At 69.8% G+C, this 13,982-nt stretch carries 14 protein-coding genes; 5 read left to right on the top strand and 9 right to left on the bottom strand.

Annotated features, from left to right (window positions below):
• Positions 1-36: 36 nt before the first annotated feature.
• A complete protein-coding gene (locus M1L36_RS17945; protein ID WP_250875110.1) occupies positions 37-903 on the top strand; it encodes an MOSC domain-containing protein in 867 nt (288 codons plus the stop codon).
• Here M1L36_RS17945 and M1L36_RS17950 read toward each other — a convergent pair.
• The 4 genes from M1L36_RS17950 to M1L36_RS17965 form a co-directional block, all read right to left on the bottom strand.
• Entirely contained in the window at positions 894-1,223 is a 330-nt protein-coding gene (locus M1L36_RS17950; protein ID WP_250875111.1) for a DUF3006 domain-containing protein, read from the bottom strand. The genes M1L36_RS17945 and M1L36_RS17950 overlap by 10 nt on opposite strands.
• 40 nt (positions 1,224-1,263) lie before the next feature.
• Positions 1,264-1,683 carry a DUF3006 domain-containing protein gene (locus M1L36_RS17955; protein WP_250875112.1) on the bottom strand — a complete coding sequence of 140 codons (420 nt, stop codon included), beginning with the start codon at positions 1,681-1,683 and terminating at the stop codon, positions 1,264-1,266.
• On the bottom strand, positions 1,676-3,139 hold the full coding sequence (locus M1L36_RS17960) for a lamin tail domain-containing protein (RefSeq protein WP_250875113.1): 1,464 nt from the start codon (positions 3,137-3,139) through the stop codon (positions 1,676-1,678). The genes M1L36_RS17955 and M1L36_RS17960 overlap by 8 nt, the downstream gene beginning before the upstream one ends.
• 72 nt (positions 3,140-3,211) lie before the next feature.
• The gene (locus M1L36_RS17965) at positions 3,212-3,466 is read right to left on the bottom strand and encodes a DUF8072 family protein (protein WP_250875114.1); all 255 of its coding nucleotides are present in this window, start codon (positions 3,464-3,466) and stop codon (positions 3,212-3,214) included.
• Between the two features lie 66 nt (positions 3,467-3,532).
• On the opposite strand from M1L36_RS17965, the gene M1L36_RS17970 reads away from it, so the two are divergent.
• Both M1L36_RS17970 and M1L36_RS17975 read left to right on the top strand, forming a co-directional pair.
• Positions 3,533-4,366: an inositol monophosphatase family protein gene (locus M1L36_RS17970; RefSeq protein ID WP_250875115.1), complete on the top strand. Its 834-nt coding sequence runs from the start codon at positions 3,533-3,535 to the stop codon at positions 4,364-4,366.
• Between the two features lie 117 nt (positions 4,367-4,483).
• Positions 4,484-5,653: a DUF63 family protein gene (locus M1L36_RS17975; RefSeq protein WP_250875116.1), complete on the top strand. Its 1,170-nt coding sequence runs from the start codon at positions 4,484-4,486 to the stop codon at positions 5,651-5,653.
• Between the two features lie 120 nt (positions 5,654-5,773).
• Here the strand turns inward: M1L36_RS17975 and M1L36_RS17980 are convergent, their stop codons facing one another.
• From M1L36_RS17980 to M1L36_RS17995, 4 genes are all read right to left on the bottom strand, one after another.
• Complete coding sequence (locus tag M1L36_RS17980) at positions 5,774-6,691, bottom strand: hypothetical protein (RefSeq protein ID WP_250875117.1); 918 nt, start codon at positions 6,689-6,691, stop codon at positions 5,774-5,776.
• A 72-nt stretch (positions 6,692-6,763) separates the two neighbouring features.
• The gene (locus tag M1L36_RS17985) at positions 6,764-8,509 is read right to left on the bottom strand and encodes a YcaO-like family protein (protein ID WP_250875118.1); all 1,746 of its coding nucleotides are present in this window, start codon (positions 8,507-8,509) and stop codon (positions 6,764-6,766) included.
• A 171-nt stretch (positions 8,510-8,680) separates the two neighbouring features.
• The gene (gene tbsP / locus M1L36_RS17990; RefSeq protein WP_250875119.1) at positions 8,681-9,493 is read right to left on the bottom strand and encodes a transcriptional regulator TbsP; all 813 of its coding nucleotides are present in this window, start codon (positions 9,491-9,493) and stop codon (positions 8,681-8,683) included.
• A gap of 200 nt (positions 9,494-9,693) precedes the next feature.
• Complete coding sequence (locus tag M1L36_RS17995; RefSeq protein ID WP_250875120.1) at positions 9,694-11,253, bottom strand: hypothetical protein; 1,560 nt, start codon at positions 11,251-11,253, stop codon at positions 9,694-9,696.
• Positions 11,254-11,496: 243 nt separating this feature from the next.
• Between M1L36_RS17995 and glyA the strand changes: the two genes are divergently transcribed.
• Positions 11,497-12,744 carry a serine hydroxymethyltransferase gene (glyA, locus tag M1L36_RS18000; RefSeq protein ID WP_250875121.1) on the top strand — a complete coding sequence of 416 codons (1,248 nt, stop codon included), beginning with the start codon at positions 11,497-11,499 and terminating at the stop codon, positions 12,742-12,744.
• 34 nt (positions 12,745-12,778) lie between these two features.
• On the opposite strand, the gene M1L36_RS18005 is transcribed toward glyA, so the two are convergent.
• A complete protein-coding gene (locus tag M1L36_RS18005; protein WP_250875122.1) occupies positions 12,779-13,123 on the bottom strand; it encodes a hypothetical protein in 345 nt (114 codons plus the stop codon).
• A gap of 76 nt (positions 13,124-13,199) precedes the next feature.
• On the opposite strand from M1L36_RS18005, the gene M1L36_RS18010 reads away from it, so the two are divergent.
• Positions 13,200-13,901, top strand: a complete 702-nt coding sequence (locus M1L36_RS18010) for a hypothetical protein (RefSeq protein ID WP_250875123.1) — start codon at positions 13,200-13,202, stop codon at positions 13,899-13,901.
• The last annotated feature ends 81 nt before the right edge of the window (positions 13,902-13,982 follow it).

Genomic DNA, 13,982 nt, shown 5'->3' on the forward strand with positions numbered 1-13,982 from the left:
ACAACGCTCGTAGCGGTGCGACCGTTCTTCCCGACCATGTCCGACGACGCGCCGCCGACGGAGGCGGCCGGCACGCCCGAACTCCGGCGACTCACGACGTACCCCGTCAAGTCCCTCGACCCGCAGGACCACGACTCGCTCGCCGTCGCACACGGCACACTGGCGGGCGACCGCGAGTACGCGATGGTCGCGAAACCCGCCGACGAACCGCACGACCCGACCACCGCGTCGGTCGGCGGACGTGGTGCCTACGTCAACGGGAAGCGAACCGCCGCCGTCCACCGTCTCCGGTCGTCGGTCGACCGGACGGCCGGAACCGTGACGCTCCGCGAGCAGGACGGAGAGGAGTCCCGGACGTTCTCGCTCGACGACCCAGGCGCGCTGAACGCGTATCTCACCGACTACTTCGACGAACCGGTGAGCATCCGCCACGAACCGCGCGGTGGGTACCCCGACGACCGGGAGTACGACGGGCCGACGGTCGTCTCGACGGCGACGCTCCGCGAGGTGGCGTCGTGGTTCGACGTCTCCACCGACAGTGCGCGCCGCCGGTTCCGCGCGAACCTGGAACTCGGCGGCGTCCCCGCGTTCTGGGAGGACCGCCTCTACGCCGACCACGGCGAAGCCGTCGCGGTCCGTATCGGTGACGTCGAACTGCTGGGCCTCAACCCCTGCCGACGCTGCGTCGTCCCCTCGCGCGACCCCGACACGGGGCGGGAGACGCCGGGGTTTCGCGAGACGTTCCTGCGCGAGCGCCAGCGGACTCGTCCCGAGTGGCTCGACAGCGACCGTTTCGAGGGCGACTTCCGACTGATGGTCAACACCCGTATCCCCGAATCGGAGTGGGGGAAGACGCTCACGGTGGGCGACACGGTCCGCGTCCTCGGGACCCGTCAGCTCTGATTCCCCGGCGGCACGAGCGGGCGCGCGAGTCGGTCCAGCCGACCGCGTGCGCGACCCGCTCGCCGTCGGGTCTCGGAAGCGTCGTACTCGGCGCTGACCAGCGTCCCGTGGGCGAGCGCGACGTGCACCACCGCGTCGACGTGACGGGCCTCGGGTGGCAGCGCCTCGTGACCGACGGTCACCATCCGACCGTCGTCGGTCACGAGCACCGCACGGTCGGCCTCGAACCGGTCGACGACGGCGGTCGTCCGTGGCTGACCGACCGGCGAGACGAGCGCACAACAGACGAGGACACAGAGCGCGGGACGGAGTCCGAACACGACCCGCCCTGGTCGCGCCTTCGTTCAAGAACGTTCGCGCTCACCGCGCGTCTCGGTCGTCGTGTTCGTCGGAGGGGGCGTCGACGCTCCGGTCGCTCGGGTGGGTGTCCTCCTCGCCGTCGGGGTCCGGGGTCGTCTCCTCGCTCGCGTCACCGAGGCGGCGCGAGAGACGGTCGAACCGCGACTGGGTGCGCTCGGCGCGTCGGTCGGTCTCCTCGGCGTCGTACCGGACCGCGACGGGGGCCCCGTCCCGGAGCGTGACGCGGAGGACGGCGTCCGGCCGGCGCGCGTCCTCGGGGAGCGCCTCGCGCGCGACGGTCACGTCGCCGACCGTCTCCCCGTCGGCCTCCAGCAACACGACCCCGAGGTCGTCCTCGAACCGGTCGAGCACGCCGAGGTACTCGCCGTCGGCCACCGCGTCGCCCTCCCGTCCGCCCGCCGCGTCGTGGTCGTCACTCATACCGTTCGGCGAGGACCTCCACCCCGTTGGCCGTTTCGACGACGACGGTGTCGCCGTCGTTGTTCCACAGCGGTCCGTCCGACCCCCAGTAGCGGTCGGTCGCGGTGTCGCTCCCGCTGCCGGTGTGGAGCGTCACGCGCTCGCCGGGAGCCAGCGTCACCTCGCCGAACGTGTACTCGTGGCCCGCCTCGTCGCGGACGGTCCACCCCGAGAGGTCGAGCGGGTCGTCGCCAGCGTTCTCGAAGACGACGTACTCGTCGTTCAGGTTCTCGCCGTCCGGCCCGGCGGCGTCGGCGTGGACCTCGACGAGTCGGAGGTCGCCGCCCGTCGTCGCGACGGTGCCGCCGTCGGTCGCGACGGGAGTGGCGGCGTCGCCGATGGGGGTGTCTCCGGTGGCCGCGCCGGCAGCGGTCCCGTCGTTCGCGACGCTCCCGACGGCGACCCGTGGTTCGACGGCGGCGGTCGCTCCCGGTGAGAGCGCCTCGCCCTCGCGGAGACTCGTGGCCTCGGTCGGTGCGGCCTGCTGGGTGGCGACGACGACGCGCTGGCCGTCGGTTCGAACGACGACGTCGCCGTGCGTGCCCGTCCAGAACGTCGGAATCGACCGTTCGCCGAGTCGGGTCAACACCTCCTCGTGGGGGTGGCCGTACTCCGAGTCGTAGGCGCTGGAGACGACCGCGACCGCGGGCGAGACGGCGTCGAGGAACGCCGCGGTCGAGGAGGAGGAACTGCCGTGGTGGCCGACCTTCAGGACGGTCGCGTCGAGGTCGGCGGCGTGGTCGAGCAGCCACGTCTCCGCGCCGGCCTCGGCGTCGCCGGTCAGCAGCACCGATGTCTCGCCGTAGTCGACGTCGAGGACGACGCTGTTCTCGTTGCGGTCCCGGCCGTCGAGGTACTCCTCGGGAGGGGCGAGGACGGTCGCTTCGACGCTCTCGAACGGAATCTCGTCGCCCGCCCGGACCTCGAACAACGACACGTCGTAGCGTTCGACCGCGTCGAGGTACTCCTCGTAGGTCCGCGTACTGGCGGCGATGCCGGGGTCGTACACCGCGCCGACGCCCTCGCCCTCGGTCTCCAGGTACTCGACGACCGCCTCGTGACCCCCGATGTGGTCGGCGTCGGCGTGGGTCGTCACGAGGTGGTCGATGCGGTCGACGTCGTGACGGCGCAGGTAGTCGACGACGTGTTCGCCGTCGTCCTCGTAGTCGCCGGTGTCGACGAGCATCGTCTCGCCCGAGGGGGCGACGAGCAACGTCGCGTCGCCCTGGCCGACGTTCAGGAAGTGGACCGAGAGCGTCTCGCTCGCCGGTGCGTCGAGGGTGTCGGTAGCGGTCGTCACGTTCGCGTCGCCACCGTCCGCACCCGTCCCGTCACCGGCAGGTGGAAGTCCCGTCCCCGAACACCCGGCGAGGACGACGAGCAGGCAGCACAGCACGACGCGAACGACCGGCTTCACGCCCCTCACTCCGCGACGTGCGGGCAAGAGGCTGTGGGCCGTCTCCGCCGGCCGACGGCCGGTCGTTCGCGGTCACGCCGCGTCGACGGCCTCGACCTCACCCAGCACCGCCCAGCCGTCTGGCGTCTCGCGGGCGACGAGCAGCGGGTCGTCCTCGCCGTCGGTCACCATCCGGTAGGTCGTGCCCTCGGTGGTGCCCTCCGCCTGGAACGACTCCTGGAAGAACTCCGCCGACCGCATCGAGAGGACGAGCGACTCGCCGTCGACGAGCGTGAGTCGGATGTCCTTCGGGGCGATGTTGTGGATTCGCTTCGCGAGCGTGTTCATACCACCTGCCTCCACGCCGTCGCCCTTAATCGGTGCCACTTTGCGTGCGCCTCCCCGCTCGTCCGTATGCACGCTGACACCTCCATCCGACTCGCCGTCGCCGAGCGCGCCGCCCGCGCGGGGGCGGCCGTCGCCGCCGACGGCTTCCGTGACGGCCTCGACGTCGAGACGAAAGACGGGAAGACCGACGTCGTCACCGAGGCCGACCGCCAGACCCAGCGCCGCGTCGTCGAGGTCGTCCGCGAGACGTTCCCCGACGACGCCATCGTCGGGGAGGAGAGCGTGGCGCACGGCGTCGCGGGAGCAGACGACGAGCCGAAAGCGGTGCCCGAGGACGGCCCGGCGTGGGTCGTCGACCCCATCGACGGGACGAACAACTTCGTCCGCGAGTTGCGCACCTGGGCGACGAGCGTCGCCGCCGTCGTCGACGGGGAAGCCGTCGCCGCCGTCAACGTCCTCCCCGCGCTCGGCGACACCTACGTGGCGGGGCCGAATGGGGTCACGCGAAACGGCCACCCCGTCACCGTCAACGACGAGACCGACCCCGAGCAGTGTGCCGTCGTCCCGACCATCTGGTGGGACTTCGACGCCCGCGACGAGTACGCCGCCGCCTGCGAGGCCATCGTCTCCCGGTTCGGCGACATGCGACGGTTCGGCTGTGCACAGGCCGCTCTCTCGCAGGTCGCCGACGGGAGCGTCGACGGTGTCCTCACCAACGTCGACCCCAACCCGTGGGACAGCGTCGCGGGTGCGTTCGTGGTCGAGCAGGCCGGCGGGACCGTCACCGGACTCGACGGCGAACCGTGGCGACACGACTCGCCGGGACTGGTCGCCTCCTCGGGCGCGTGTCACGACGCCGTCCTCGCGGCCGCCCGCGACGTCGACGACCGAACCTGGTGACCGGCCACCGTCACCACGATACCGCCGGTCGGGTCGTCGAATGCGTCGCGCGTCGGTCGAGTGGGTCCGGCGCACGCGACCGGAACCCTGAACACGCCCCGGCGTACCGTTCCGGGTATGAGTATCGAAGACCGCACCGCCACGCTCAGCCCCGCGCGAGCGTGGCTGGTCGCGTTCCTCGCGGCGCTTGCCGCCCTCGTCGGCGGGTCGCTGGTCCTCCGTGACCTCGTCTACGACCGCTTCCTCTGGCAGTACTTCTGGGGGCCCGTCTACGCCGACGCCCACAACGCCGTCTGTGCGGTGAAACAAGGCGGCGCGACCGAACTCCTCTACAGCACGAACGCCTGTAGCGCCGTCGCCAGCAACGCCGTCGTCGCCCGCCCCGGCTACACCGTCGTCTCCGAGATCGGCTACGCGGTGACGCTCGTGTTCATGCTCGCGGGCGTCCTGTTCATGCTCCGTGCGCTCGACCTGGGCAACGACCGGGAGTTCTTCTTCGCGCTCGTCCCGTTCATGTTCTTCGGGGGTGCGTTGCGGGTCGTCGAGGACGCCAACGACGCCGCCGCCACCACCGAGGGCGTCCAACAGGCCATCAGCTACCCGTTGAACTCGCTCATCATCAGCCCCGTCATCTACTTCGTCGTCTTCGGAATCACACTGGGGACGCTGCTCGTCGCTGTCTTTCTCGACCGCCGCGGGGTCGTCGACAGCTACGCCCCCGTCGTGTTCGTCGCGGGAACCGTCTACCTCGTCGCCACCGTCGGGTACATCTACCTCCTCGTCACGGACCGCCTCGCCGGCCAACCCGGCACCGAAGCCGGGTTCTACCCACAGATGACGCTCGTCGTCCTCGTCCTCTCGGCGCTCATCGCGGGCGTCGTCTACGGCGCGCTCGACCGCTACAAACCCCAGATGGTCGCCGGCGTCGGCCTCATCGGCCTGGTCGTTTTGTTCGGTCACGCCCTCGACGGCGTCGCGAACGTGCTGGCCGCCGACTGGTGGCAGGTGCTCGGCCTCCCGTTCCAGTACTACCCGAAACACCCCGTCAACGCCTTCATCATCAGCTTCACCGAGAGCACCCTCCCCGCGGACGTCAACGCCGCCATCGGCGACGCCTGGCCGTTCCTGCTCGTGAAGATCGTCGCCGCCGTCGCCGTCGTCTGGCTGTTCGACGAGGAGATATTCGAGGAGAGTCCGCGTTACGCTATCCTCCTGCTCGTCGCCATCCTCGCGGTCGGTCTCGGCCCCGGCACGCGTGACATGCTCCGGGCGACGTTCGCCATCTGAGACACCCCACCGTTTTAGAAAGGGTCCTCCCTCGTGCCTGTGGCACTCGGTCGAACCTCCACCAAAACCCTCTCCCAGCAAGCGACGCTTCTGGGAGCCTGCGAGACGCGCTCGCTCGTTTCACTCACTCGCGCGGACGCTCGAACTGGACTCGGAGGCACTCGTCGTAACCGGGGCTGGCGTCTCGTACAACCCGTCGCCTTCGTTCAGCACCGTCCCGTCGTACGTCCTCGTCGCCGCGAACTGCCGACCGTCGAGTGCCACGACGACCCGCGTCGGTGGGTCGTCGGTCCCGACGGCAGCGCGGAACTCCCGTAGTGCGAGAGCGGACTCACAGATAGTGTCGTTTTCCGGGTGCGTGACGCCGGAAGTGACGGTGACGACGAGGGTACCGTCGTTGTGGCGGGTGGTACTGGCGTTCATCGTGAGACACCTGTCGTCGCTGCTGGCTTCGACCTGTCCGGTGACGAGGACACGCCCGTCGTCGCGCTCGACGGCGACCAGTTCGGCCCACTCACTGCCGTTGTAGTCGAACTCGTCGCCGCCGAACGCGAGCAGGTCGGCGTCGCTCGTGAGACTGCTCGTGTGGCGAAAGCCGCTGTCGTGCGTGACGACGACGCGGTCCGGTCTGGCGTCGGTCACGACCGTCGCCCGGTAGTCGTAGTAGCCGAGCGACCCGTTACAGCCGCCCTTGTCGGCGGGCACCTCGGAGTCGGACGTGACCTGAACTGCGAGCGTGCCGTCCGCTCGGCGGGTCGCGTCGGCGTCCATGGTCAGGCACGGTCTGTCACCGATACCGGGAATCAGGCCCGTGACGACGACCGAGTCGTTCCGGTACTCGACGGCAGCAGCCTCCTCGTAGGCAGTGATGTCGGGCCCCTCGAAGTACTCGCCGTCGTACTCCAGGTCCACCTCTCGGTCGGTCGGAGTACGGTTCTGTTCGTCGTCACCGAGCGGCGTCGTCCCCAGGCAGCCTGTGACGACGAGCACGCTACAGAGCGCCAGCACGAGCAGTCCGGACGGGCGGGTGGAGGGCATCGTTCGATTCGACGGACCAGTTCACCAAATTCCTTCGGGTGGGTCGCTAGCTCGCAGGACGTCGACCCGTGACTACGGGAACGGGTGGTGTTCCCGCCCGAGTCGCGGTTCGAAGCCGAGTGACTCGGGGACGGACTCCGCACGCTCGCCGAAGTACGGGTCGTCGATGAACAGCGGTTGGGCGGCGGGGACGAGCACCCGGACCGCCTCGAAGCCGAGGACGTCGAGGTCGCGGGTCGTCAGGCGGGCGGCGTAGGCGTCGAGGCCGACCTTGTCGAGCGCCGTCAGGAGTGTCTCCAGTTCGGTGTCGGCGTCGGGGACGTCGCTGGCGACGCTCGTGATGGGGATGGTCGTCTCGGGGTCGGTGAACGCTCGGGCGGCGTCGGGGAGGGAGGCGAAGTGGCCGATGCGACCGCCGGCGTCCGTCGCTCGCGACCTCCCCATCCGGTCGAGTTCCGACCAGTTCTGGAGCGCCTCGGCGCACGCGCTCTCGGCGGCGGCGACGGGGTCGAGGGCCGCGGCGGTGCCGAGCGCGAACTGGGGCCACTCCCCACCGCCGGACGAGGCCCGGCGTACTCCCGAATCCGCGGATTCGGGACCCTCGCGGTGGACCGCGCACGCCACGACAGGTACGTCGACGTTCTGAGTCAGGAGCGTCGTCGTCACCGACAGACCCTCCGAGTGGGCGCGCTTGCGCATCGTCTCGAAGCTGGTGTCGGTCGCCGTCTCCTCTACCGCCAGCCCGAGCGGGTCGAACGTCGAGTACCACGACAGCATCGCCGCGTCGCGTTCTATGACCTCGGTGAGGCCCGCCACGAGCGCTTCGACGCCGGAGTTACCGAGTCCGAGACCCGTCGTGATGGTCGGGCCGCCACCCGACAGCGGGAACTGGACCCGCGGGGCCGGGAGGTGGACCGACGCGCCGGTGTGGAGGTCCTCACCGGGGACCCACGACAGCGGTCCGTCGGGGGCCGCGTCGTCGGGCAACACGAACGCCGACAGCGGGACCGCGTCGGGGACGTCTCCCGCGCGCCCGCGGACGAACTCGCTCTCGCGGAAGACGCCGGCGGCGTAGCGCTCGAACCCCTCGCCGACGGCCTTCATGTACGCCGCGTTCCAGTCGGGCGAGACCCCGGCGGCCTGGCGTGCCGCCTGGACGTCACTGAACCCCTCGGTCGCACAGCAGTTCGAGAGGTAGTACGGTAGCGGGAACGACTCGACCTCGCCGACCTCGTGGACGATGCCGACGCGGTCGTCGACGGCCATCTCCGCGCGACCGAGCGAGGCTTCGAGCGGGCGGTCGACGTGGTCTCGCCGGAGCTCCCGGTCGGGCGCGCCCGAACACGCACAGTGAGGTAGCGGGAGGACCCGCCGGTCGGCGTACGGAACCTCGACGAGGCCGCCGAACACGTTCGACGTGCCGTTCAGCACTCGGACGGCCTCGCGACCCGCGAGCGCGCCGGCGAACCGGGCCGTCGACGCGTCGACGCTGTCGGTCGTCGCGTCGGCCTCGTCGTCGAGGTTGGCGGCGACTCGACCCCGGAGACAGTCGTAGCAGGCGGTCTCCGGTGAGAACCCGGCGACGCTCGCGTCCACCTCGGCGACCGCGTGACCGCCGACCCCGCCGAGTTCGACGGCGAGCCACGGCGTTCCCGAGCGGTTGGCGGCCGCGAACGCGTCGTCGCCGACCGACCCGACGACGACGCCAAGCGTCGCCTCTGCGACAGACTCGCGTCGCTCCACCCGTTCCTCGACGTCCTCCAGTGCGGCGGCGACGGCCTCGGCGGCCGGCCCCTCCCCTACGAGCGCGACAGTCATGGCTGGGCGAACGGACGACCGGCACAAAAACGATAGTGGTTACGCGCGGGTGCGGTGCGGTCCGAGCGGACGACGCCGTGCCGCGAGCGAGACGAAGCCGAGCGAGCGGCCTTTTTCGTGCAGGGCTTTGGAGGAGTGGTGCGCTTCGCGCACCCGACGAAGAAAACGGTGCTACGACGCCATCAGCGACTGCGCCACGTTGGCGAGTTCGCCGCTGTCGGCACCGCGCAGGCGGTCGTCGCCGAGGACGAGACGGAGGCGCGGACGGCCGACGTCGATGGGCACCTTCTCGGTGTCGATGAGGCCCAGCTCCTCGAGACGGGTCTTCGTCCGGGAGAACGTCGCCTTCGAGGCGATACCGACGTCCTCGCCCCACTTCGAGATGTCGTAGAGCAGTTCCTCGTTCTTCGCGGCGACGAGCAGCGAGATGGTGACCTCGTCGAGGCCGTCGCCGTCGCCACGTGCGGTCTCCATCGACCCGAGGACGGCGTCGAAGTCGTCGGCGACGTTCGCGCCGATGTCGTCCGACAGCGACTCGCGGACCCGCGAGATGGCGGGCGTGCGGAGGTTGAACTGCTCGGCGGCCTCCCAGGCGGCGGCGAACTGCTCGGTCGCGCTGTCGACGAACTCGCTATCTTCGGTGGCGAGGCCCGCGACGTGGTCGCCCGCGTCGACGATGGCCATGGTGCGGTCGGCGGTGACGAGCAGCGTGTTCGACGGTTCGTCGAGCACGCGCAGTTCGAGTCGGCCGGCGGTCATCAGGTCCGCGGCGGTGCTCGCGACGATGAAGTCGTCGAGCACGTCCTTGAACATCCGCTCGTCGCCGAACAGTCGGACGGACGCGTCGCCGGCCTCGTCGAGTTCCTCGACGAGCGCCTCGAACGTCTCCGCGTCGGGGTTGACGAGGTAGGCAGTGCCGTCCACGTCGGCCAGGGCGGTGGCAAGCAACGACTCCACGCTCGACTCCAGTACGTTCGAACTCATTGGTAAATCTATAGGGGAAACTGCTATTTAATTTCACCGTTCGTCCAAATCGCAAAACGTGTCTGTCGTTTATTCAGAGGATTCGACCGGCGGATTACGATTTTCGACAATCTGACGCGATTCGTACATGATTTCGAGACCGTTCGGGACGAATCGTGGCCGATGTCACCGTTCGACAGGGCGGCCTCTCGCGGTCGCCCTTACGCTCGGTCGAGATCCGGGAGTTCGGTGGCGAGGTCGCCCGACCACCGGAGGTCCTCGTCGTACACCACCGGTCGCTCGCGGGCGGCGAGCAGGTCGCGCGTCTCGTCGGGTGACAGCACCGTCTCCGCGCTCGACCCGCGCACCCGGCGGCAGTTCTCGAACGGGGCGACGAACGCGTCGCCGGCCCGCCCCTCCGCCGGCACCGTGTAGCGGACCTCGAACCCGCCGTCGTAAGGGGCGACGTGGAGCAACGACGGGTCGGCGTCGGGGGTGAGCGCGTACGTCCCGTCGCCGACGACGGCGTAGTCGGTGCTCATCAACACCTGTCGGCGGGCGAGTTGGATGGCGCGTTCGATGCCGAACCCGTGGACGAGCAGGCGGGCGAACGCGGTGCCGACGGCAGCGGCCTGCCGGTCGAGCACCGTTCGGATGGTGACCGCGCCGGCGACGCTGCCACCCGCGACGAGTTTCTGGCCCTGGTGGTACGAGCCACAGGCGTTGAGGAAGAACGTCCGTGCTCCCGACCCCGAGATGCTCTCGCAGTCGAGGCCGCCGTCGGCACACCGCAGTCCCGACACCTCACAGTGACCGATGTAGTGGACGAAGTCGTGGTCGCGTTCGAACACCGACGCGAGTTCGTCGGTCGTCAGCGACCGGTAGACGTCGACGGTCGCGGGGAACGACGTCGCGTTCTCGCGGTAGGTTCGGGCGACGGCCTCGTGTTCCTCGGCCATCGCGTCGTCGTTGAGGACGACGGCGACGTCCAACCGTTCGCTCGGTGTCGCCGCCGCCCGGTGTTCGTACGCCGCCCGCGAGGGGGTGAACGCCGACACCGGGACGCCCTCGGCGAGCCACGCGTGGAGGTCCCCCGCGTGGAGTTCCGGGTCGAGGACGTCGACCGACGCCACGTCACCCTCGGGGCGGCCCGCACGGTAGAAGTCGTCTAGCGAGTGTTTCAACAACCCCTGGGCGTCGATGTCCGAGGACTCCGGGAGGTAGACGAGGCTCATCGCGTCGAGCAGGTAGGGGAGACAGCGGGCCTCCTCCTCCCCCTGGTCGGCGTACGTCGCGAGGTGCCAGTCGGGTCGTTCGGTGGCGAGCCACTCCCGGTCGCAGTCGAGCAGACGGGCGACACGCTCGCCCGGCGACGCGTCCGTCAGCGCGTACGGACAGCCACCGACGGCCGACACGAGGTCCGCCCGACAGTCCACCCCCTCGGCGTCGGCCTCGCGGACGAGCACGTCGAGGAAGAAGACGTCCCTGAGCAGGTCCGCCACCTCGTGTTGGAACGTCGGCAGCGGCGAGAACGTGTGCTCCTCACCGGGGAGCGACAGTCGCGGGACTGCACCCTCGCCGAGTTCGACGCGAGCGCCGAGGTAGTACGCCAACGGTGCGGCGACGAACAGCGTCGCCCGGTCGGGAGGCAGTTCGAAGGTGACCTCGGTCTCGGGTCTGGTGGCGACGAGCGAGTCGGGAATCGCCCACTCGCCGTACGCGACCAGCGGCGGTCTCGGGCGACGGTCGGGGTGAGAACGTTCCGGACCGGTCTCTGTCATCCGGGCACCGGAATATGTCAACGCAGTTGCGAGACCGTGAACGCCGGCCGGGACGGTGACAGTGGGCGGTGTGGCCCGACGTGTCGGCGAAACGTCACCGGCGCGTTCTCCCATTCAGCATGGCATTCGACGGGAGTCGTAAAGACTTATCGCCACTGGATGAAGTTCTGGAACGTCTCCGGTCGTGCGGCGGCGACTGCGTGGAGAGGTAGATTATTGGCGTGGGCCACCGCACCACCGGGCATGGACTTCGAACACGTCCGAGCGACCGACTCGGCCGTTGCCGACGCGCTGCTCGACGAGCGCGAACGTCAGCGCAACTCCCTGGCGATGATCGCCAGCGAGAACCACGTCAGCCGGGCCGTCCTCGAAGCGCAGGGGTCGGCACTGACCAACAAGTACGCCGAGGGCTACCCCGGCGAGCGCTACTACGCCGGCTGTGAGTACGCCGACGAGGTCGAGACGCTCGCCATCGAGCGCGCGAAAGAGCTGTGGGGAGCGGAGCACGTCAACGTCCAGCCACACTCCGGCACACAGGCGAACATGGGCGTCTACCTCGCGATGCTCGACCCCGGCGACAAGATCCTCTCGCTCGACCTGACCCACGGCGGCCACCTCTCTCACGGCCACCCCGCGAACTTCACGGGTAAGACCTACGAGGTCGAACAGTACGAGGTCGACCCCGAGACCGGCTACATCGACTACGACGACCTCCACGAGACCGCCGAGACGTTCGACCCGGACATCGTCGTCTCGGGGTACTCCGCGTACCCCCGCGCCGTCGACTGGGAGCGCGTCCAGGAGGCCGCCGACGCCGCCGACGCCTACCACCTCGCCGACATCGCGCACATCACCGGGTTGGTCGCCGCGGGCGTCCACCCCTCGCCCGTCGGAATCGCCGACTTCGTCACCGGGAGTACGCACAAGACCATCCGCGCCGGCCGCGGCGGCATCATCATGACGAGCGAGGAGCACGCCGACGCCATCGACGCCTCGGTGTTCCCCGGGGCGCAGGGCGGTCCACTCATGCACAACGTCGCGGGCAAGGCCGTCGGGTTCAAGGAGGCGCTCGAACCGGAGTTCCAGGAGTACGCCCAGCAGGTCGTCGACAACGCGAAGGCGCTCAGCGCACGGTTCCAGGACCACGGCTTCGAGGTCGTCTCCGGCGGCACCGACACCCACCTCGTGCTCGTCGACCTGCGCGAGTCCCACCCCGACACGACCGGCGGGGAGGCCGAGGACGCACTGGAGGAGGTCGGCATCGTCCTGAACAAGAACACGGTCCCCGGCGAGACTCGCTCGCCGTTCAACCCGTCGGGCATCCGCGCGGGCACCCCAGCCCTGACGACCCGTGGCTTCGACGAGGAGGCCTGCGAGCAGGTCGCGGACGTCATCTACCGCGTCGTCGACGACCACGACGACGAGTCCGTGAAAGCGGAGGCCAGCGACGAGGTAGACGCGCTCTGTGCTGAGTTCCCGCTGTACGAGTAGTCGGGGACGACCACCGAGTCCCCCGTCTCGCCCCTCAGCGTCGCCGTCGGAACTGCATGTCCTGCTGGACGCCGACCCATATCTCGACGACCACGACGAGCACCGTCCCTCCGACGAGGAGGACGGGCCAGAGCCACGGGTCGACGAGCGCCAGCACGTCGACCACGCCGAACTCGTCGCGGCCGACCACCGTCGTCAAATCCTCCTGCTCGAAGACGAGGAGGTACACGCCGACCAGCATCACCAGCCCCGTCAACACCTTCAGCCCGGTCCGAATCGGGCGACCGAGCACCCGACGCGTGTGGTAGCGCAGCGACCGCACGAACGGCAGTCCGCCCATCGCCCCCGGTCCCGGTCCCCTCGGAATCCCTCGTCCCATGGTACCGTCTCGCGTTCGGAGGCGATAGTCGTATCTGCCCACTGGAGTTTCCTCGGTGGCGGGCGTAGCCCTCGCCATGACCACGACGCGACGACGACTGCTCGCCGGTCTCGGCGGTGCCGCGACGTTCCTCGCCGGCTGTGCCGAGTCGCCGGGGGGTCCGGAGACGACCGACGGGGCGGACACGACCGACGGGACGGCCACCACCGACGGAACCGACACCACCGACGGGACGGCCACCACCGACGGAACCGACACCACCGACGGGACGACCCCGACGACCGGTGCGGAGGGGACGCTCCGAGCGACGAGCGACCCCGTCGACGGGCCGACCGTCACGGCCGAGTCCTCGGGTACGACGGCGGGGAACGGGACGACCGGCTCCTCGACGACCGCAGCGAGCGGTGACCTCGACCTCCGGGAGGCGAACGTCACCGCCGTCGCGGTCGAACCGGCCGACGGAGGGAGCTACGAGTTCTCGGTCACCCTCTACCACGACGACGACGGCGAGGACGGCTACGCGAACTGGTGGCAGGTCGAGACGCTCGACGGCGAACAGTTGGGCCGTCGCGAGCTGCTCCACGCCCACGGCACCCAGGAGTTCACGCGTTCGGCGACCGTCGAGGTGCCCGCGGGTGGCTGTGTCGTCGTCCGGGGCCACGACCAGACCCACGGCTACGGCGGGCAGGCGATGGTCGTGACCGTCGAGACGGGGGCGACGCGGGCGGTGCGACAGGGGCCGGAGCGACAGTCCCTTCGGGGCGATCCGTGCCCCTGACACCACCACGTTCGTGCACACAACCGACGTTCAAGAAGTGAAAGTGCGCACGGACCCGAGCGTTGAAGGTCCCGGCCGACG

This window comes from Halomarina rubra, assembly GCF_023699475.1.
GTDB classification, from domain to species: Archaea; Halobacteriota; Halobacteria; order Halobacteriales; family Haloarculaceae; genus Halomarina; species Halomarina rubra.